Here is a 20,022-nt window from a genome sequence, read left to right on the forward strand (position 1 = left end):
CCTAATTTCAGAAATGAAAAAGAAACAAACCTTAAATTTCTTTCTCCACTGATAGCAAAGGTTGTATCCGCTTACCATATAAGGAAAATCTCCTATATTCCTCCACCCTCTATTTATGAAAGTTCTCAGTCGATCTGTTCATACTAAAGGTATGCATCACAGAGAAACGAGGGGATTATGTTGCTTACAAAAGATCAGCTTCAGCATTTAAAACACGAACTGGAACAAACGAAAAAAGATATCTTAAACCGTTTCAAAGACAATGACCATTTTCAGCTTAACTCAGCCTTTCCTTATGATTCATGGGGTGAACTTTCCGCTTATGACAACCACCCCGGCGATCAGGCGACAGAGCTTTACGAGCGTGAAAAAGACATCGCTCTCGACTTGCATGAGCGAGAGCACCTCCGGGACATTGAACATTCATTGAAGGCGATAGAAAATGGTACGTACGGTATTTGTGAAGTCAGCGGAAAGGAAATCCCTTACGATCGTCTTGAAGCGCTCCCGACTGCTACAACGCTCGCAGAGTATTCGTCACAGGATGTCGTTTCCAAAGACCGACCGATCGAAGAGGAAACGCCTTTCGGGCAATTTGAATTTGACGATGATGAAGAAATCAGAGCGCCTTACGACAGTGAAGATTCCTACCAGGACGTCGAAAAATACGGGAACTCATCAACACCGCAGGATATGGAAAACCCTCCGCTCAGCTACGATGACATGACGATGAATGCCGAAGAAAATATCGGCAATACGGAGTCGTACGAAAATTTCATCGCTACAGATATTACAGGCAAAGAAATAACAGTTTATCAAAGCAGAGCTCATGAGCGTTATGAGGAAGAACTCGATGAAGAGGGAATCATGACAACATTCGGCGATCTCCACGCTGATTGAACCCCCGGTTACCGGGGGTTCTTTTCCGTTTTCAGTATATCGGTAATCAGCTTCAAATAATCCTTTTGCAGGCCGATGTCATACCGCTCGCCCTCCAGCAGTTTTCCGTAAACATTGCATGCCCCGAGTGAAGCTTTAATCGCATCCGTTACCTGCACTTCTCCTCCGCTATCAGCTTCTAATGCATCCAGCTCATTAAAAATATCCGGTGTAAAAATGTAACGCCCTGTTGCGGCAAAATGAGACGGCGGATTTTGTTTAGGCTTTTCCACAATATCCTGAATGCGATAAAGCCCTTTTTCAACAAACTCCCCTTTTATGACCCCGTAATGGTGCAAATCCTCCGTTTTTGTTTCTTTTAAGCCAATCATACTGCACCGATATTTCGTATACGCCTCAATCAGCTGCCCCAATGCCGGCTGATGAGCGGAAAAGATCAGATCATCAGGCAAAACGACGGCAAAAGGCTCTCCGCCTGCAAATTGCTTTCCTAAAGAAATCGCGTCGCCAAGCCCTTTTGCATAAGGCTGCCGTACATAATGAATCCGTATATCCGGAATCGGATGTTCACTGAGTAAATGCAGTTTATTCCGGGAAGCCAGAAAAGCTTCAAGCGCCAAAGAGGAATCAAAATAGTCGACAATCAGATTTTTGTGGCTCGAGACAACCATCAAAATATCTTCAATGCCTGACTCCTTCAGCTCTTCGACAATATAATGAATCACAGGCTTAGACCCTACCGGAAACATTTCTTTCGGAATCACCTTCGTTACAGGCAGATTTCTCGTTCCATATCCGCCGGCAGGAATGATCGCTTTTTTTATCATGTTATTTTTTCCCCTCAGCTCTTGTTTATTACATGATATTCCATGAGCAGCCCCCGATGTTTGTCTATTTAAAATTAGGCGGAAGCAACTGGGCAGAAAGCGGAATCACGAACCAACCCTTTTTTAATAGGATATTGATATATGACCAGTAATCTTGTAAAGGAGCTCAGGTGATGAAAATTTGTGTGGTTGGCGCAGGGTATGTCGGTTTAACCTTATCAGCGGCACTGGCATCCATCGGACATGACATGATATGCACAGACAAAGACGTTAAAAAAATCGAGCAGCTGAAAAAAGGAGTCGTTCCCTTTTATGAGCCTGGGCTTTCAGATGCAATACTTCGTTGCCGCAATCTCTCGTTTTCTTCTGAAGTAAAAACGAGCATGGAGGAATGTCCCGTTGTTTTTATCGCAGTCGGAACTCCACCGCGTTCAGACGGATCAGCAAATACGAAAGCCCTGCAGTCTGTCATCAGCGATTTGAGCGAGGCAATCCAATCGTATAAAACCATCATTACGAAAAGCACTGTTCCGCCCGGGACAAACGAAAACATAGCCAAACAGCTGATGGCCTCAGGAGTGTCTGAAGATTTGTTTAACATCGTATCCAATCCGGAGTTTCTGCGGGAAGGCAATGCCTTGCATGACATGATGCATCCTGACAAAACAGTCATCGGGATTCAGGAAGGAGATCACATATCGGCAGCAATCGTCAAATCCATTTATAAACACATTGACACCCCTTATATCATTACAAGCTTAGCGGGAGCTGAGCTGATCAAGTATGCTAACAATTTCTTCTTGGCAGCCAAAATTTCGTTCATTAATGAGATGGCCCGCATATGTGAAGCCTATCAATCAGATATCTCAGATATTTCCCGCGCCATCGGACTTGACCCTAGAATCGGGGGACACTTTTTGCAGGCCGGTATCGGATATGGCGGCTCTTGTTTTCCAAAGGATCTGCAGGCGCTGCAATTCGCCGCTCAGGAAAAAAACACGGAGACCCGCCTGCTTCAAGCCGTACAGCACATCAATGACACCCAGCTCGGCCTGTATATGAAAAAAATACAGTCCTACTTCGATACACTTCACGGCAAAAAAGCGGCAGTGCTCGGCATTTCCTTTAAGCCGCATACCGATGACATCAGGAATTCTCAAGCCGTCAGACTGATGGAAAGGCTGACAGAGCTGGGATGTGATGTTCATGCTTATGATCCTGAAGCTGTTCTTCCAGAACATTTGCAGCAGCATGTGGCTCAGCATTCTCAAGCTTTTGATGCGATAGAAGAGAGTGACTTTTTATTTTTGGCGACAGAATGGCCTGAATTTTTAGCATTAGATTGGAAAAAGACAGCAAGCACCATGAAAGGGCGTCTCGTGATCGACGGGCGCAATGTACTGAAAAAAGACCTGCTCGAAGCTTGCGGGCTGATCTGCACAGGAGTTGGCCGCCCATGAAAATACTCGTCACAGGAGCAGCGGGTTTTATCGGCTCCCACCTTTGCGAAGAATTGCTAAAGGATGAGACACATCACGTGATCGGAATCGACGACTTTATCGGACCGACTCCATTTTCCTTCAAATTAAAAAACCTTGAAGACTTGCTGCCAGAAAAGCGATTTACGTTCATAAAGGATAATCTGCTGACAGCAGATCTTTCTCCCTTGCTGGAAGGAGTGGACGTCATCTTCCATTTGGCGGCCATACCCGGTGTCCGTTCAAGCTGGGGCAATCATTTCCACCCATATGCCGCACATAATATACAAGCGCTCCAAAGGCTCCTTGAGGCATGCCGGGAACATCCGATTCAAACGTTCGTCTTTGCTTCCACTTCCTCCGTCTATGGCGAAAAACAAGGGAAAGTCAGTGAAGATGCGGCACTTTCCCCTTTGTCTCCGTACGGCGTAACAAAGCTTACGGGCGAAAAGCTTTGCCATGTGTATCAACAAAGCTTTGGCCTTCCAATTGTGATTCTCCGTTTCTTTACCGTATACGGGCCGAGACAGCGGCCGGACATGGCTTTTCACCGGTTCATCAAGCAGCACCTTTTGCATAAACCGCTCACCATATTTGGCGACGGGCGGCAGTCAAGAGACTTCACCTATATCGGCGACTGCATCAAAGGGATCACCGCTGTACTTGGTAAGCCCCGCCTTATTGGCGAAACGGTGAATATCGGCGGCGCAGAGCCTGCTTCAGTTTTAAAGATTGTCTCCCTCATTGAAGACATTTCAGGTGAAAAAGCAGCACTGCACTTTTCGGACAAAATCGCTGGAGAACCAAGCAAAACGTGGGCCGATATTTCAAAAGCAAAACAGCTCTTGCATTACGATCCCGCCACATCCTTAAAGGATGGTTTGGCCAACGAAGTCGCTTATTTATCGTCGCTGTATCAGGGGGAATGAAAATGAAGCTTGCCTTTATCTGTACAGAAAAGCTGCCGGCGCCCGCGGTGCGCGGCGGCGCTATTCAAATGATGATAGACGGTGTCACGCCTTATTTCAGCAGCCGGTACGATCTCACCATTTTTTCCATAGAAGATCCGGCGCTTCCAAAAAGAGAAACGAAAAACGGCGTACAATATATCCATCTGCCAAAAGAGCACTATCGCGAGGCGGTAGCCGAAGAACTGCGCGCCTCTTCCTTTGACCTCATTCATGTGTTCAACAGGCCTTTAAATGTCTCTTTATATCAAAAAGCCTCACCAAACAGCAAGATCGTTCTGAGCCTGCATAACGAAATGTTTTCTGAAAAAAAGATGACCTTCGCGCAAGGAAAAGAAGTACTCGACAATGTCTCCATGATCACAACCGTCAGCGAGTTTATTAAACAAACCGTCATTGAACGGTTCCCTGAAGCCAAGGACATTACAAAAGTCGTATACTCCGGCGTTGACATCCACTCTTATCCGCCTGTCTGGACGATAAAAGGTTCGGCTGTCAGGAAGGCATACCGTGAAAAATACGGTATTGAGGATAAAAAAGTCATTTTATTTGCCGGCCGTTTAAGCCCGGCAAAAGGGCCTCACCTTCTCATCCACAGCATGAAACGGATTTTGCAGGGGCATCCCGACGCTGTGCTGGTCATAGCAGGCGGGAAGTGGTTCAGCGATGACGGCGAAAACCAATATGTCACCTATCTGCGAAAGCTTGCGCTGCCATACAGAGAGCACGTCATCTTTACGAAATTCATCCCCGCAGACGATATTCCAAACCTCTTTTTGATGGCGGATGTATTTGTGTGCAGCTCACAATGGAATGAACCCCTCGCCCGTGTGAATTATGAAGCGATGGCGGCCGGAACGCCCTTAATTACTACAAATCGGGGCGGAAACGGAGAAGTCGTAAAACACGAAGTCAACGGCCTTGTGATCGACAGATACAACAAGCCCTCTTCCTTTGCGAATGCAATTGACAGAGCCTTTACAGACAAAGAATTAATGAGCAAAATCACAAAAAACGGCCGGCGCCGTGTAGAATCTTCATTTACCTTTATCCATGCTGCCAAGCGCCTTAATGCCGTTTACCAATCCGTTCTGACACCGGAAAATATACAATTTCCGCCGCCTTTTTTGACGCAAAACCTAGATTTATCGTCGATCAAACAGCTTTTTGTGAAAGCAAAATCATAATACCTGCAGCTCGTGTTGCAATTCGGGCTGTTTTTTTGGTGTGTAGGCACATAAAAAAAGGCATAAAAGTGATTTTATGCCTTGCGTTTTACAACATTAGAAACCCATGGAGCAGGTGCAGAATCACTTGGAAGAATGATGATTTCCACTCTGTCATCCTCCGTTTGTTCCGGCTCTTCCTCCTCTTCTTCCTCTTCAACTGGCGGCGCTGAACGTTTTGAAGCACGCTCCTCCTCAGGCTCTCGAACGGTTTCGAATTTCGTTGCTTCATCATCCGTGACTTCACGGTCTGTTTCCTTTTCCTTTTCCTTCTCTTCTTCCTCCTCAACTCGCGGCGTTGAGCGTTTTGAAGCACGCTCCTCCTCAGGCTCTCGAACGGTTTCGAATTTCGTTGCTTCATCATCCGTGACTTCGCGGTCTGTTTCCTTTTCCTTCTTCTCTTCTAGATATTCTTTCGGTGCATTGATGTTAGGGAGCTCCCGGATGCTGCCCGCAGCTAAATGCATCTCCTCTTCTTCCTTTTCAGCTGAGATTGAGTCATGAGCCTGCCATCCCATCGATCCAGGCGGTGTGAATACGAATTGGTCGAGATCGAGTTTAGAAATGGAGGATTTTTGTCTCGATGACCTCATGTCAATTCGCCTCCCGATACGCTTTTATTTTTTTATACAGTTCCGGCAGTTTATCCAAAAACACATCTTTAGATTCTTCAACAGAAATCATATTTTGCAGCGCCCAGTTGTATTTCTCATCTGACCACGTTTTCTTTTGCTTCAAATAATACTTATGGCCGATTGCACAGAATAAATGCGGAAACGCGAGATCTATCCATAGCACCTCGTATTGTTTTTCTGTGAGCGGATACACTTTGTCATAGGCCGCAAGCAGTGCAACCATGAAATCAGTATCCCATACAGAAAGCTTCACCATCACTTTATTCAGCAGAATGCGAAGATCTCTTGACGGCAAATCATAGGTAATCGAGTGAAGCTCCTTTAAAAAAGGCTCCCCGTCAATCTCTGTCAATCGCGCCAATGTAAAGTCCTGAAAACAGAATCCGCCATGTTCTAGCGCTTCTTTTGTCCAGTTTTCATACTCTGACTCATCCAGCGCTTGCAGAGCTTTTTTTCCTCTTGCCAGCATTTTATCAGCGTGTTTTAAGAAAGTTTGCGAAAATACGTCATCAGGATAAGATGCCGCGATCTGCATATTCCCTTCTAATTCCTGCAGCTTCCAGCGGTACAATTTGTGCCATTTGCCAAGCCTGCTTCTTTTCTTGCTTTCATCTGTGCAAACATATCCTTTTGACGCATGGTGAAAATGACCGGCGAATGACATGACTTTTTTCATTTGCTCTGCATCATAGTAAATCATTTCTTTTCCTGTCACTTTGTCATATAAACTGTAAGACACTCGATCCGTGCCTAAGCAGCTCCCGCCATTTTTTGTTTGATGGATCGGTGCTATCGGCAGCCCTTTTTCTTGTAAATGGGCATGTGCCTGAGTGATAAAAAGCATCCGCTCCGGTTTCATCTGCGCTTCTTTCAACAGCTTTGGACCTTGATCGGTTTGTATCTCCCAGATTTTGCGTCCGCTTTTGTTTGACTTCAGCGCCACATGTTCAATTTGGAACGGATAATAGCTGAGAATGTCGGACACAATCTGTTCTTCATACTCTTTTTGGTACACTCTGTTCACCCCTTCTATCTGTTCTTTTCATACACGCTGAGCAGATTGTCCGCCACCCTCTGCCAGCCGAATTGGCTTTCTGCCACACGGCGGCTGTATTTCCCAAGCCGTTCCCGTTTTTCCGAGCTGTTCAGTAAATCATTGATATGTTCAGCATATTGTTTCGGATTTTCAAAGTCATGAATGATGTAACCGTTTTTCCCTTCCTCTATGACCTCTGGATTTCCTCCCCTGTTGCTTGTAATAATAGGCAGTCCCGCAGCCATCGCTTCATAATGCACCCTTGCTAAAGGCTCCTGCCACTGCGAAGAGCACACAAATACATCTGACATGGAATAAAGACGCGGAATGTCCTTTGGCTTCACAAATTGAATAAATGTGACATGTTCCTTTTGCATCGCACCAAGAGTATGAAGATGTTTGACATAGTTATTTAACTCGTTGTCCCCAAACCATTTTGACCCGATAAATACCATCATCACATCGGGATGCTCCTCGATAATGTCAGGCAGCGCCTGCAATAAAATGTGCGGGCCTTTTACTTTGCTGAGCCGCCCGACAAACAGGACGATTTTTTTGCCGTGAAAATCCAACTCGCTTCGCATCTCTTCGCGAGCCCGCTGTCCTTCTTTCGTCCAGCGGGGATGGTATGCCTTTAAATCCACACCGGAATACACCGTTTTTGTTTTTGATCGTGCTGACGGAAAACGGCTTGTGATCGTCCGGCCGATATAATCGCTGACCGTAACAATCTGCGCTACTGAATTGATGCAAACCTCACCTTCTGCCTGGCTGATTTTATCGTAAGCGAACATTTCATTGTGAACGCTTAAAACAAAAACAGCGTCCGGCGCCTGTTTTTTCAGTTTCGGCACCCAGCTTGGGCGATTACAAACATGCACAAGATCAAATCGGCTCTTTTTCAGCTCTTCTCCAACAGCTTCTTCATAACGTTTTTCATCCAAATGCACATAATGGACACCGTCTGCCGTCTCTCTATCAGCGAGATTCGGATCTTTAATAGAAAACACAGTCACCTCATGTTTTTTGGCAATCAAAGGGGCAACCGCTTCGAGGTAGATTTGAATAGCGCCTCCTCGAACCGAGGGGACAGGAAGCTTCTCTGTGGCGATCAGTGCTATTTTCATACATAGCCTCCATTCCTGCGTGATTTGTAACTAGTTAGAATCATGATACGGCTGAACAACCAACTTGTGCGGATTGGGACTGGCTCAAAAACAAAACGGGTAAACAACCATATCCTTCTGTTAAATATAGTCAAATATCTCAATCATTTTTTGCTTTTGATTCATAAGGTAGGAGTAAAACAGGTAAGGATGTGTCCTTTAATGGCAGAAAACCAAGAAGTCATTGAGGAGGGAAATTCATCAGAGCTTCCTTTATCAGCAGAAGATGAAAGAAAATTAACCGAGCTGGCTGAAAATGTGCTTCAAGGATGGGATATACAGGTCGAAAAGATAGACGTCATTCAGGGTAACCAGATGGCGCTAGTATGGAAGATTCACACAGACTCCGGCGCGGTGTGTCTGAAACGAATACACAGGCCCGAAAAGAAAGCCTTGTTTTCTATTTTCGCGCAGGATTATTTAGCAAAAAAAGGCATGAATGTTCCAGGCATACGCCCAAACAAAAAAGGCAGCCTATATTCCAAGCATGGCTCCTTTCTATTTGTTGTCTATGACTGGATCGAAGGAAGGCCGTTTGAGCTGACTGTAAAGTCGGATTTGGAGTTTATCATGAAAGGCCTTGCTGATTTTCATACAGCCTCCGTCGGATATCAGCCGCCAAATGGCGTTCCCGTATTCACCAAACTGGGGCGCTGGCCGAATCACTACACAAAACGGTGCAAACAGATGGACACATGGAAGCTGATGGCGCAGATGGAAAACGAAGATCCTTTCTCACAGCTATATCTGCAGGAGATAGACAGCTTTATTGAAGACGGACTGCGCATCAAAGACCGGCTTTTGCAATCGTCTTATGTTCCATGGACTGAACAGCTGAAAAAAAGCCCTAACCTTTGCCACCAGGATTACGGAACCGGAAATACTCTTTTAGGGGAAAACGAACAGATTTGGGTCATCGACTTAGATACCGTATCATTTGATTTGCCTATTCGCGATTTGCGCAAAATGATTATTCCTCTGTTGGATACAACAGGCGTTTGGGATGAAGAAACATTTCATGTCATGCTGAACGCATATGAATCCAGAGCGCCCTTAACTGATGAACAAAAACAAGTCATGTTTATTGATATGCTGTTTCCTTATGAGCTTTATGATGTCATTCGTGAAAAATACGTTCGTAAATCTGCTTTACCGAAGGAAGAATTGGAGTCAGCTTTTGAATATGAACGCATAAAAGCAAACGCATTGCAGCAGCTGATTTAAAACCATCATTTCCCCCGTATATCGGGGGTTTGATTTTTATATGATAAAGGGTAAATGTAAAATAAATACATACGGAGGTGCGAACATGAAGAAGATTGCCGGCGCCATAGCAGTTTTTGTGATTACATATGCGCTGTTCTCAGCCGCAGGCTACCTATTTCCAATTGACCAAGAATGGTACAATTCATTGAAAAAACCGGACTGGACGCCAAGCGGATCTGCAATCGGCATCATTTGGGCCATCCTGTTTGCCCTCATTTCCCTTTCAGCTGCCATTGTATATGTTGCGTTTTCACTTAAAGGTGCGAAAAGCTTTTGGTTTGCGCTTTTGATCAATTACGTGCTCAATCAAGCATTCAGCTATTTCCAGTTCACGCAAAAAAATCTGCTGGCCGCATCGATTGACTGCCTGCTCGTCGCCATTACAGCACTCGTATTAATGATTGTTTCAAAAAAATACAGCAGAGCCGCAAGCTATCTTCTTCTGCCTTATGTTTTATGGAGCGCATTTGCAACGTTCTTATCCTTTACAATCGAGTCAATGAACCTGTGAACCAAAAAAGCCGCTTATACTGCGGCTTTTTCACATCATCGGCTTGATGCCCCAAATGTCCTTCGCATATTCCCGGATCGTGCGGTCGCTGGAGAAGTATCCAGAATGGGCAATGTTTACAATCGAACGCTCAGACCATTTCCGCCGATCGCAATAATCAGCTTGAATTCGCTCCTGCGCTTCAGCATATGAGCTGAAATCCTTCAGCACAAAATACTCATCATTATGCGGAAGCAGCGAGTCATAAATCGCTTCAAATTCAACTGTTTCCCCTTCAAAAAAACCGTTGATCAGCTGATCCGCTGCCTGTCTGATTCTGCGGTCATGCTGATAATATTCCCTCGATCTATAGCCGCCGTTTTCCTGATACGATAGAACGTCATCCGCCTTTAAACCGAATGTATAAATACAATCAGGCCCCACCCGCTCAAGGATCTCAATATTTGCGCCATCATGCGTGCCGATCGTCAAAGCGCCATTCATCATAAATTTCATATTTCCTGTACCAGACGCTTCCTTGCTTGCGGTTGAAATTTGCTCACTTACATCTGACGCCGGAAAAATTCGCTCAGCCATAGAAACTCTATAGTTTTCTAAAAAAACAACTTTGATCAGCTGTTTAACCGCCGGATCATAATTGACTTTTTCGGCGACAGAATGGATCAGCTTAATGATTTTCTTGGCATAATAATAGCTTGGTGAAGCCTTTGCCCCGAAAATAAAGGTTTGCGGGAAAATTGAAAATCCAGTGTCCTCCTTGAGGCGATTATACAAATACATAATGTGAAGAACATTCAGCAGCTGCCGTTTGTAGGCATGAAGCCGCTTTACCTGTACGTCGAATATGCTGTCAGGGTTCACAACAACACCCGCCGTGCAAAAAATCAAATCGGCAAGCTCTTGTTTTTTCCTGCTTTTGTTATTTTGAAACTGCTCAATAAAAGCAGGATCTGAAGCGTACGGTTCTAAGCCGATTAGTGATTCCGGCTGTTTCACCCATTGATTGCCGATCGCCTCCGTGATGATGGCAGATAAGCCGGGATTCGCTTTTAACAGCCAGCGCCTGTGGGCAATTCCATTCGTCTTATTGTTAAAACGATTTGGGAACAGCAAATGAAAGTCGCGCATCTCCCTTTCCTTTAAAAGATCGGAATGAATTTTGGCAACGCCGTTTACACTGTAGCTGCCCACTATGGCAAGATGAGCCATTTTGATAACACCATGCGCCGTAATCGCCATGTTCTCTATCCTTTTCCAGTCCCCCGGATGCTTTTCCCAAACCATACGGCAAAACCTTTCATTGATTTCTTCAATAATCATATACATTCGCGGGAGCAGCGGCTTAAACAAATGAATCGGCCATTTCTCTAGCGCTTCTGACAATGTCGTATGATTTGTATAAGAAATCGTATGCACGGTGATATGCCAGGCCTCTTCCCAGGTCATATTCTCTTCATCAAGCAAAATCCTCATCAGCTCAGGCACGGCCAGCGCAGGATGGGTGTCATTAATATGGATGCTTACTTTTTTATGCAGCCCGGATAAAGATTTGTTTGTTTTCCGGTAATTGTTTACAATACTTTTCAAACTTGCGCATACTAAAAAATACTGCTGCTTCAGCCGTAATATTTTCCCCTCGTCATGAGTGTCATCGGGATATAAAAATTCAGAAACAGCTTCTGTTTCCCGCTTATAAGACAATATATTTCCGCCGTGATAATGCGTATAGGGCTCGGCGTTCCAAAGCCTTAGCGTATTGACCGTGCCCGTTTCAAAGCCGATGATCGGAATATCATAAGGAACAGCGGTAACAATTGTCGCCTGCTCATGGCGAACATGCAGACGCCCGTTTTTTTCTGTCAAATGGACCTCGCCCCAAAACGGCACGTCAACAGACTGATCCGCATTTCTCACTTCCCACACATTCCCGTTTTTCAGCCATTGCTCAGGCAGCTCCACCTGATGCCCGTCTACAATTTTTTGCTCAAACAGGCCATGCTTATAACGGATACCCATCCCGTGTCCCGGCAGGTTCAATGAAGCGAGCGAATCTAAAAAGCATGCGGCTAAGCGTCCAAGCCCGCCGTTGCCGAGACCTGCATCACTCTCAATCTGAAGGATTTCCCCTAAATTGATGCCGACTTCCTTTAAACCTGCTTCTACAACATCACGAACGCCAAGATTCATTAAATTTTGTTCAAGGAGCTGACCGAGAAGAAATTCGATTGACAAGTAATATGTCTGCTTCCCGGCATTGGACCTGCTCTTCTCATTGGTCTGGATCCAATCAGCGCTGATATACTCTCTGACCATATTGCCCAACGTTTTATATTGATCCAGCTTGGCGGAGTCTTTAAAGCTTTTTCCGCACGTCATTTCCAGACGCTTTAAAAATAAGGCTGCAAAGCGTTCTTTACTTGAGAACATCCCGTCCACTCCTTGTCACATGCTCGAAAATGCGCTGATACTCTTTCGCTGACTGCTCCCAGCTGTAATCTGCATTCATTGCGGTCTTCATGATGCTCTTCCATACATCCTTTTGACGATAAAACAACAGCGCCCTCTCAATCGTAAATTTCAGATCATGCGCATTGAAGGCAGAGAACGTAAAGCCATTGCCCGTACCCTCTTCCTCCTGATAAGAACGGACAGTGTCATAAAGCCCGCCTGTCTCCCTGACAATCGGAATGGTGCCATATTGGAGAGCAATGAGCTGTCCCAAGCCGCACGGCTCAAATTTCGACGGCATCAAAAACATATCAGAGCCCGCATAAATTTGATGGGCAAGCGGCTCATCAAACCCAATATACGCTCGGCACCTCTCATAAAAAGCAAATTCTGCGTACCGGAAATAATCTTCAAATTCCCGTTCCCCTGTGCCAAGCACAACCAGCTGTATCTCCTGCTCCTCAAGAAGTTCATGCATTATTCTGCGCACAAGATCAAGACCCTTTTGTTTAGTGAGCCTTGTCACCATACTGATCAGCGGAATATCGTTTCTCTCTGGAAGCCCCAGACGCCGCTGAAGCTTTCTTTTATTTTCTTCCTTGAAGGCAAGATGCTCTGAATCATAATGCACCTCTATATAGGGATCGCTTTTCGGCTGATAGAACGTATCATCAATGCCGTTTAATATGCCGGTTACATCATTTTCCCTATATTGCAAAACCCGCTCCAGCTGTTCGCCGTAATAAGGCGTCAATATTTCATTTCTGTAAGTAGGGCTTACAGTTGTCACATGATCCGCCGCAATAATGCCCGCCTTCATAAAATTAACAAATCCGTTGCATTCTAACCTTTCGTAATGAAAATGATCCATCCCAAGCCCCAGCAAGTCATGTGTGACATCAGGCGGGAATATACCCTGAAACTGCAGGTTGTGGATCGTGAGCACGCATTTCATCTGTTCATAAAAAGGATGTGTTTTATATTCCTCTTTCAGCAAATAATTGACCATCGCTGTGTGCCAATCATGAGTATGAATAATATCGGCTTGAACATTCACAGCTTCGGCGGCCTCCAGCACAGCCCTTGAAAAAAAGGCAAACCGTTCACCGTCGTCATAATGCCCGTACAACGAATCCCTGTTGAAATAGTACTCATTGTCGATGAAGTAATAATTGACATCATCTTCTGCCATATGTTCAATTCCGCAATATTGCTGGCGCCAGCCGACAGCTACCGTACACTCAGCCGTTTTTTTCATACGTTTTTTCCAACGCTCAGGTATTTGACTGTACTTCGGCAGCATCACAGCTACTTCATTGCCTAATCGCACAAGTGCCTTTGGCAGAGCACCTGCTACATCGGCAAGACCTCCTGATTTCACAAACGGGGTACATTCAGACACAGCAAATAATACCTTCAAGAATTCATCAGCTCTCCTTGCACCAAACCTTTTCTTAATACAAGCGGCTGCTCAGTTGTTCCCGCAGCCTCCGTCGCATTGCCGATTTTAACGTCCTTATCAGAAATGACCTGCTCAAGCAGGCAATCCTCGCCAATCTGCGTTTTTTGCATAATGATGCAGTTTTTCAGCTTCGTTCCCTTGCCAACATGAACCGCCCTGAACAATATGCAGTTTTCAACCTCTCCTTCAAGCACACAGCCGTTTGCCACTAAGGAATTTTTGACAGTGCTGTGTTTTCCGTATTTCGTCGGCGGCTCATCCTTCACTTTTGTATAGATCGGCTGCTGCGGCAAAAACACCTGCTGCCAAAAACGAGGCTGAATGAGCTCCATACTGTGGGTATAATACTTTTCCACCGAATCAATGACTGCGGCATAGCCTGAATATTCATAAGGACAAATGGTCAAGGAGGAGGATCCTTTTTCAATAGCTTCCTGAATGGTTTTAAAGCCTTTTTCACTATGTCCGTAGACCAGATCCTTTAAGAGCGCTGTGGACATGATATAAATTTGCAGCGGCTGGCCGTCCTGAAATACCTCGGTGACGTCGCAGCCAACTTCCTGATGGCGTTTCAGCACATATTGAAATTGTATGTTGCATACGGTATGGCTGTTGGAGATAACAGCATATTGCTGTGTGCTTCTGTGAAAGTAATCAAGGTGGTCGGAAAACTGTCGAAAGGAACCGAATTCATCGTATTCTTGGTGAAGGCGGGGCGACGGGAAAAAAAAGAGGCCATCCTTTTTTCGATGCAAATCCCATTCTTTCCCCGCCCCAAGATGATCCATGAGAGAACGGTATCGATACTTCGGAAAAATCGCGACACTCTTAATATCCGCGTTTACCATGTTAGAGAGCATAAAATCGATCAGACGGTACCTGCCGGCAAAAGGGATCGCTCCCAGCGACCGCTGTGCGGCTAAATCCTGAAGAGAATGCTTATATGTGGTTTCATCTATAACACCTAACATTTGATTATTGAACACTGACTCTGCCTCCTCTTCAGTCGTTAAATCAATTCTTTTTCTACAAATTCTTCTGAAACAAGCAGCACCTCCTGAATATCTTTTTCCGATCGGATCACTGCGCCATCCGGCAGCACCAGACCCTTAGGCACGATGGCATTTTCAATGACTACATGCTCGCCGACCGTCACATCCGGCATAATCACCGATGATGTAACAGTCGCATGCTTACCGACAGTAACACCTTGAAAAAGAACGGAGTGAGACACATTCCCATACACTGCACAGCCTTCATTCACAAGCGATTCATGCACCTGTGCGTCAGATGAAATAAATTGCGGGGGCTGATTCGGATTGACGGAGTAAATTTTCCAATTCCGTTCAAAGAGCTTCAGCTCCGAGTCCTCTTTTAACAGATCCATATTGGCTTCCCACAAGCTCTGCACCGTTCCGACATCCTTCCAATATCCTTTAAACGGATAAGCAGAAAGCTTCTTTTTCTCCTCTAAAAGCAGAGGAATAATATCTTTGCCGAAGTCATGGCTTGAATATGGATTCCGATCGTCCATCTCAAGGGACTGTTTCAATAGCGGCCAATTGAATATATAAATGCCCATTGAGGCAAGATTGCTCTTAGGGCATTTGGGCTTTTCATCAAAATGTGTGATCGTTCCATCTGCATCGGTCTTCATGATGCCGAAGCGGCTTGCTTCCTCCCAGCCCACTTCGATGACAGAGATCGTTACATCCGCTTTCTTTTTAATGTGAAAATCAAGCATTTTCCCATAGTCCATTTTGTAAATGTGATCTCCTGATAATATCAGCACGTATTCAGGATCATACTGATTTAAATAATTGAGATTTTCATAAATGGCGCTTGCCGTCCCTTTATACCATTTGACCCCTGATGACTCGGCATAAGGAGGTAAAACCGTCACACCGCCATTATATCTGTCAAGGTCCCATGCACTCCCGATTCCAATATAAGAATTCAGCTCAAGAGGCTGATATTGTGTTAAAATTCCGACTGTGTCTATGCCTGAATTGGAACAGTTGCTGAGGGTAAAATCTATAATCCTGTATTTCCCCCCGAAAGATACAGCCGGTTTGGCCATATTTTTCGTTAATCCGCTGAGACGTCTGCCCTTTCCGCCGGCAAGGAGCATGGCAACACATTGTTTTTTCATCTTTTTATCTCTCCTCTTTTTTTAACCGCCCGTAAAATCGAAATGCCGTAAGGAGGAATGGTCATCGTGATAAAACACGGTTTTTGATGAAGAGCTCCCTTTTTGGCCGTTAACGGCTTTTGGTTGATTTGTCCTGAGCCTCCATATGTTTCACTGTCGCTGTTCAGCACCTCAATGTATTGGGTAAGAAAAGGAACACCGACATCGTAGTGATGATAGACCTCGGGTGTAAAATTACAAATGATAACAAGCGCCTCACCGTGCCTTTTGCCATAACGAAGAAAAGAAAAGATTGATTGTTCATCATTATGGACATCAATCCATTCAAACGACTTTGCACGATGGTCATGTTCATAAAGGATTTTGCTTTTTTGGTAAAAGCGGAGAAGATTTTGCGTATAAACGCTGGCTTTCTGATGCATGGGGAAGGAGTTCAAAAACCAATCAAGCTGTTCCGTGTCTTTCCATTCATCAAATTGGGCAAATTCAGAACCCATAAAAATCAATTTCTTTCCGGGATGAGCCGTCATATAACCGAGCAAAAGCCGATACTGAGCAAATTTCTGCCAATAGTCGCCAGGCATTTTATTAAGAAGTGATTTCTTTCCGTATACGACCTCATCATGAGAAAACGGCAATACAAAATGCTCACTAAACGCATACAGTAAGGAAAAAGAAATAAGCTGATGACAATACCGTCTTTCTTCTGGCGGCGTCTCCATGTATGTCAGTACGTCATTCATCCAGCCCATATTCCACTTAAAATGAAAACCGAGCCCCCCTTCCTCAACGGCACCTGTCACTTGAGGCCAATCCGTGGAATCTTCTGCAATCATCATGACATGCGGGTGTGCCTCTCTCATGGTTTGATTGAGTTTTTTTAAAAATTGAACAGCATATGGATTCGTATGGCGTTCGTCCTGATTTGTCCAATACAGGATATTAGCCACCGCATCAACCCTAAATCCATCTATATGATAGATTTCCGCCCAGTACAACGCATTCGAAATTAAAAAACTATGAACTTCCGGTTTTCCCAGATCAAAGTTTGCCGTACCCCATAGCCAGTTCTCCCGATCGCGTTCTTCTTGATATTCGTAAAGAGGTTCTCCATCAAACATATAAAGGCCATGGGCATCTTTACAAAAATGTCCGGGAACCCAATCCAAAATGACTCCAATGTTTTCTTGATGGCATTCATCCACAAACTTCATCAAATCATAGGGCGTGCCAAACCTGCTGGTCGGGCTGTAATAGCCCGTTCCTTGGTATCCCCAGGAACGGTCATAGGGGTGCTCATATATTGGAAGCAATTCGATATGGGTAAACCCATGCTCTTTGATATAGGGAATAAGTGACTGGCTTAATTCCTTATAGGAATAATGCCTGCCATCGGAATGTTTCTTCCAAGAACCGAGATGAAGTTCATAAATAAAAACAGGTTTCTCATACATCGTCCTGGTCTTCTGTTTCTTTTGCCATTTTTGGTCTTTCCAATTGTATTCTCCCAAGTCGTAAGTAAGTGATGCTGTATCGGGCCTGACTTCAGAATAAATGGCATATGGATCTGCCTTCAGTTTGATCTCACCGCTATGAGTCACGATTTCATACTTATACCGTTCCTCTTCTCCCAAACCTGGAATAAATAGCGCCCAAATCCCATTATCGCTCACTCTGTGCATCACATGACGTTCTCCTGACCAGCTGTTAAAATCCCCCGCCACTCGTACTTCTGACGCATGAGGCGCCCACACACAGAATTCATATCCGCTTTGGCCATTCAGCTCGCAGTAATGCGAGCCAAATAGCTGATAGCTTTTAAACAAACTGCCTTCGTGAAAAAGATAAACATCATGTGCTGTTGGGCTGGCAGCGGCCATGTAATCATCCTTTCTGACATCATAGTTTTCATTTATAATATTTATTCGAAGAAATAAAAAAAAGCCCTTTCTTGAAAGCGCTTATACTTATTGACATTTAACTTCATTTTCCGAAAAACAACGAAATATATGGAGATTTTTGTTATCTGTTTATAGAAGAAAGAATGAAATGTATGTATATCATATAATTTATAGAAAATAAAAAAACCTTGCATGATATGCAAGGTTTTGGATGACCCGTACGGGATTCGAACCCGTGTTACCGCCGTGAAAGGGCGGTGTCTTAACCGCTTGACCAACGGGCCGATGTTGAGAGCTTATATCTGTAATCATATGGCGGAGAAGGAGGGATTTGAACCCTCGCGCCGCTTACACGACCTACACCCTTAGCAGGGGCGCCTCTTCAGCCACTTGAGTACTTCTCCATATGGCTCCACAGGCAGGATTCGAACCTGCGACCGATCGGTTAACAGCCGATAGCTCTACCACTGAGCTACTGTGGAATACAGAAATCATGGTGGGCCTGAATGGACTCGAACCATCGACCTCACGCTTATCAGGCGTGCGCTCTAACCAGCTGAGCTACAGGCCCATGACAATATAAAAATGGAGCGGGTGATGGGAATCGAACCCACGACATCAGCTTGGAAGGCTGAGGTTTTACCACTAAACTACACCCGCAATTATTATTTGGGGCGATTGATGGGAATCGAACCCACGAATGCCAGAGCCACAATCTGGTGCGTTAACCACTTCGCCACAACCGCCAAAATATATATTGATAAATGGTGGCTCGGGACGGAATCGAACCGCCGACACACGGATTTTCAGTCCGTTGCTCTACCAACTGAGCTACCGAGCCTTATTATTTAAATGGCGGTCCGGACGGGACTCGAACCCGCGACCTCCTGCGTGACAGGCAGGCATTCTAACCAACTGAACTACCGGACCATATTTATATAATGAATTATTTTGAGTTGCACCCTTTGGGCACTCCTTATTTCATTCAAATCATTTGGTTGCGGGGGCAGGATTTGAACCTGCGACCTTCGGGTTATGAGCCCGACGAGCTACCGAACTGCTCCACCCCGCGATGATTAAGAAGAATATATATGGCGGAGGAAGAGGGATTCGAACCCCCGCGGGCTTTGACACCCCTGTCGGTTTTCAAGACCGATCCCTTCAGCCAGACTTGGGTATTCCTCCGTATAGTGGTGGACCTTGTAGGACTCGAACCTACGACCGGACGGTTATGAGCCGTCTGCTCTAACCAACTGAGCTAAAGGTCCATTGGTAGCGGCGGAGGGGATCGAACCCCCGACCTCACGGGTATGAACCGTACGCTCTAGCCAGCTGAGCTACACCGCCAAATATTTATTGAAATCAAGTGGAGCCTAGCGGGATCGAACCGCTGACCTCCTGCGTGCAAAGCAGGCGCTCTCCCAGCTGAGCTAAGGCCCCAAAAATGGTCGGGAAGACAGGATTCGAACCTGCGACCCCATGGTCCCAAACCATGTGCTCTACCAAGCTGAGCTACTTCCCGATTTCATATAGAACATGGCGCGCCCGAGAGGAGTCGAACCCCTAACCTTTTGATCCGTAGTCAAACGCTCTATCCAATTGAGCTACGGGCGCAAAACTTAATGCCGAGGGCCGGACTTGAACCGGCACGGTAGTCACCTACCGCAGGATTTTAAGTCCTGTGTGTCTGCCAATTCCACCACCCCGGCGTGGATGGTATAGTTGGAGCGGAAGACGGGATTCGAACCCGCGACCCCCACCTTGGCAAGGTGGTGTTCTACCACTGAACTACTTCCGCAAAAATGGTGCGGATGAAGGGACTTGAACCCCCACGTCTGTAAAGACACTAGAGCCTGATTCTAGCGCGTCTGCCAATTCCGCCACATCCGCAACATATAAATGGTGAGCCATGAAGGACTCGAACCTTCGACCCTCTGATTAAAAGTCAGATGCTCTACCAACTGAGCTAATGGCTCTTTTTACAAGAGACTTGAGTATTATACCATATAAAAGTGGTGCCGGCAAGAGGACTTGAACCCCCAACCT

14 protein-coding genes, 19 tRNA genes and 2 pseudogenes are annotated in these 20,022 nt (G+C 45.4%); 6 read left to right on the top strand and 29 right to left on the bottom strand.

Going from position 1 to position 20,022, the window contains the following annotated elements; genetic code table 11:
• Nucleotides 1–180: 180 nt before the first annotated feature.
• A complete protein-coding gene (locus V756_RS0110910) occupies nt 181–900 on the top strand; it encodes a yteA family sporulation protein (protein ID WP_024714704.1) in 720 nt (239 codons plus the stop codon).
• A gap of 8 nt (nt 901–908) precedes the next feature.
• Here the strand turns inward: V756_RS0110910 and V756_RS0110915 are convergent, their stop codons facing one another.
• Nucleotides 909–1,727, bottom strand: a complete 819-nt coding sequence (locus V756_RS0110915; protein ID WP_024714705.1) for a UTP--glucose-1-phosphate uridylyltransferase — start codon at nt 1,725–1,727, stop codon at nt 909–911.
• Between the two features lie 173 nt (nt 1,728–1,900).
• Between V756_RS0110915 and V756_RS0110920 the strand changes: the two genes are divergently transcribed.
• From V756_RS0110920 to V756_RS0110930, 3 genes are read left to right on the top strand one after another with little or no spacing between them, the layout of a single operon-like run.
• Nucleotides 1,901–3,187: a UDP-glucose dehydrogenase family protein gene (locus V756_RS0110920; RefSeq protein ID WP_024714706.1), complete on the top strand. Its 1,287-nt coding sequence runs from the start codon at nt 1,901–1,903 to the stop codon at nt 3,185–3,187.
• Nucleotides 3,184–4,134 carry an NAD-dependent epimerase/dehydratase family protein gene (locus V756_RS0110925; protein ID WP_024714707.1) on the top strand — a complete coding sequence of 317 codons (951 nt, stop codon included), beginning with the start codon at nt 3,184–3,186 and terminating at the stop codon, nt 4,132–4,134. Before V756_RS0110920 ends, V756_RS0110925 begins: the two co-directional genes overlap by 4 nt.
• A 2-nt stretch (nt 4,135–4,136) precedes the next feature.
• Entirely contained in the window at nt 4,137–5,360 is a 1,224-nt protein-coding gene (locus V756_RS0110930; protein ID WP_024714708.1) for a glycosyltransferase family 4 protein, read from the top strand.
• A gap of 74 nt (nt 5,361–5,434) precedes the next feature.
• Here V756_RS0110930 and V756_RS1000000124815 read toward each other — a convergent pair.
• From V756_RS1000000124815 to cotSA, 4 genes and pseudogenes are all read right to left on the bottom strand, one after another.
• Nucleotides 5,435–5,668, bottom strand: a pseudogene (locus tag V756_RS1000000124815) (hypothetical protein); the annotation flags it as partial.
• Nucleotides 5,663–5,992, bottom strand: a pseudogene (locus V756_RS1000000124410) (hypothetical protein); the annotation flags it as partial. The pseudogenes V756_RS1000000124410 and V756_RS1000000124815, both read right to left, overlap by 6 nt.
• Nucleotide 5,993: 1 nt before the next feature.
• The gene (gene cotS, locus V756_RS0110940) at nt 5,994–7,049 is read right to left on the bottom strand and encodes a spore coat putative kinase CotS (protein ID WP_024714710.1); all 1,056 of its coding nucleotides are present in this window, start codon (nt 7,047–7,049) and stop codon (nt 5,994–5,996) included.
• Between the two features lie 14 nt (nt 7,050–7,063).
• Entirely contained in the window at nt 7,064–8,197 is a 1,134-nt protein-coding gene (gene cotSA, locus V756_RS0110945; RefSeq protein WP_024714711.1) for a spore coat protein CotSA, read from the bottom strand.
• Between the two features lie 189 nt (nt 8,198–8,386).
• On the opposite strand from cotSA, the gene cotI reads away from it, so the two are divergent.
• A complete protein-coding gene (cotI, locus tag V756_RS0110950) occupies nt 8,387–9,460 on the top strand; it encodes a spore coat kinase CotI (RefSeq protein ID WP_081719838.1) in 1,074 nt (357 codons plus the stop codon).
• Nucleotides 9,461–9,545: 85 nt separating this feature from the next.
• Nucleotides 9,546–10,013, top strand: a complete 468-nt coding sequence (locus V756_RS0110955) for a TspO/MBR family protein (RefSeq protein WP_024714713.1) — start codon at nt 9,546–9,548, stop codon at nt 10,011–10,013.
• Nucleotides 10,014–10,043: 30 nt separating this feature from the next.
• Here the strand turns inward: V756_RS0110955 and glgP are convergent, their stop codons facing one another.
• From glgP to V756_RS0111075, 24 genes are all read right to left on the bottom strand, one after another.
• Nucleotides 10,044–12,440 carry a glycogen phosphorylase GlgP gene (glgP, locus tag V756_RS0110960; protein WP_024714714.1) on the bottom strand — a complete coding sequence of 799 codons (2,397 nt, stop codon included), beginning with the start codon at nt 12,438–12,440 and terminating at the stop codon, nt 10,044–10,046.
• Entirely contained in the window at nt 12,427–13,881 is a 1,455-nt protein-coding gene (gene glgA / locus V756_RS0110965) for a glycogen synthase GlgA (protein WP_024714715.1), read from the bottom strand. Before glgA ends, glgP begins: the two co-directional genes overlap by 14 nt.
• Nucleotides 13,878–14,909, bottom strand: coding sequence for a glucose-1-phosphate adenylyltransferase subunit GlgD (gene glgD / locus V756_RS0110970; protein WP_024714716.1), 1,032 nt, complete (start codon nt 14,907–14,909; stop codon nt 13,878–13,880). The genes glgA and glgD overlap by 4 nt, the downstream gene beginning before the upstream one ends.
• Nucleotides 14,910–14,932: 23 nt before the next feature.
• The gene (locus V756_RS0110975; RefSeq protein WP_024714717.1) at nt 14,933–16,075 is read right to left on the bottom strand and encodes a glucose-1-phosphate adenylyltransferase; all 1,143 of its coding nucleotides are present in this window, start codon (nt 16,073–16,075) and stop codon (nt 14,933–14,935) included.
• The gene (gene glgB, locus V756_RS0110980) at nt 16,072–17,955 is read right to left on the bottom strand and encodes a 1,4-alpha-glucan branching enzyme (RefSeq protein WP_024714718.1); all 1,884 of its coding nucleotides are present in this window, start codon (nt 17,953–17,955) and stop codon (nt 16,072–16,074) included. The genes V756_RS0110975 and glgB overlap by 4 nt, the downstream gene beginning before the upstream one ends.
• A gap of 233 nt (nt 17,956–18,188) precedes the next feature.
• A tRNA-Glu gene (locus V756_RS0110985) sits at nt 18,189–18,260 on the bottom strand.
• 29 nt (nt 18,261–18,289) lie between these two features.
• A tRNA-Ser gene (locus tag V756_RS0110990) sits at nt 18,290–18,380 on the bottom strand.
• Nucleotides 18,381–18,383: 3 nt separating this feature from the next.
• A tRNA-Asn gene (locus V756_RS0110995) sits at nt 18,384–18,458 on the bottom strand.
• Nucleotides 18,459–18,470: 12 nt separating this feature from the next.
• Nucleotides 18,471–18,547 (bottom strand) — tRNA-Ile (locus V756_RS0111000).
• Nucleotides 18,548–18,562: 15 nt separating this feature from the next.
• Nucleotides 18,563–18,636 (bottom strand) — tRNA-Gly (locus V756_RS0111005).
• A 10-nt stretch (nt 18,637–18,646) separates the two neighbouring features.
• Nucleotides 18,647–18,722: transfer RNA gene (locus V756_RS0111010), tRNA-His, on the bottom strand.
• A gap of 19 nt (nt 18,723–18,741) precedes the next feature.
• Nucleotides 18,742–18,817: transfer RNA gene (locus V756_RS0111015), tRNA-Phe, on the bottom strand.
• A gap of 12 nt (nt 18,818–18,829) precedes the next feature.
• A tRNA-Asp gene (locus tag V756_RS0111020) sits at nt 18,830–18,906 on the bottom strand.
• Nucleotides 18,907–18,971: 65 nt separating this feature from the next.
• A tRNA-Met gene (locus V756_RS0111025) sits at nt 18,972–19,048 on the bottom strand.
• 20 nt (nt 19,049–19,068) lie between these two features.
• Nucleotides 19,069–19,161 (bottom strand) — tRNA-Ser (locus tag V756_RS0111030).
• A 6-nt stretch (nt 19,162–19,167) separates the two neighbouring features.
• Nucleotides 19,168–19,244: transfer RNA gene (locus V756_RS0111035), tRNA-Ile, on the bottom strand.
• Nucleotides 19,245–19,246: 2 nt separating this feature from the next.
• Nucleotides 19,247–19,323: transfer RNA gene (locus V756_RS0111040), tRNA-Met, on the bottom strand.
• 20 nt (nt 19,324–19,343) lie between these two features.
• Nucleotides 19,344–19,416, bottom strand: a tRNA-Ala gene (locus V756_RS0111045).
• A gap of 5 nt (nt 19,417–19,421) precedes the next feature.
• Nucleotides 19,422–19,498, bottom strand: a tRNA-Pro gene (locus V756_RS0111050).
• Between the two features lie 15 nt (nt 19,499–19,513).
• Nucleotides 19,514–19,590: transfer RNA gene (locus tag V756_RS0111055), tRNA-Arg, on the bottom strand.
• Nucleotides 19,591–19,599: 9 nt separating this feature from the next.
• Nucleotides 19,600–19,685: transfer RNA gene (locus tag V756_RS0111060), tRNA-Leu, on the bottom strand.
• A 14-nt stretch (nt 19,686–19,699) separates the two neighbouring features.
• Nucleotides 19,700–19,774: transfer RNA gene (locus tag V756_RS0111065), tRNA-Gly, on the bottom strand.
• Between the two features lie 5 nt (nt 19,775–19,779).
• A tRNA-Leu gene (locus tag V756_RS0111070) sits at nt 19,780–19,866 on the bottom strand.
• Nucleotides 19,867–19,876: 10 nt separating this feature from the next.
• A tRNA-Lys gene (locus V756_RS0111075) sits at nt 19,877–19,952 on the bottom strand.
• Nucleotides 19,953–20,022: the final 70 nt, after the last annotated feature.

Origin of the sequence: Bacillus tequilensis KCTC 13622 (genome assembly GCF_000507145.1) — a bacterium.
GTDB classification, from domain to species: Bacteria; Bacillota; Bacilli; order Bacillales; family Bacillaceae; genus Bacillus; species Bacillus tequilensis.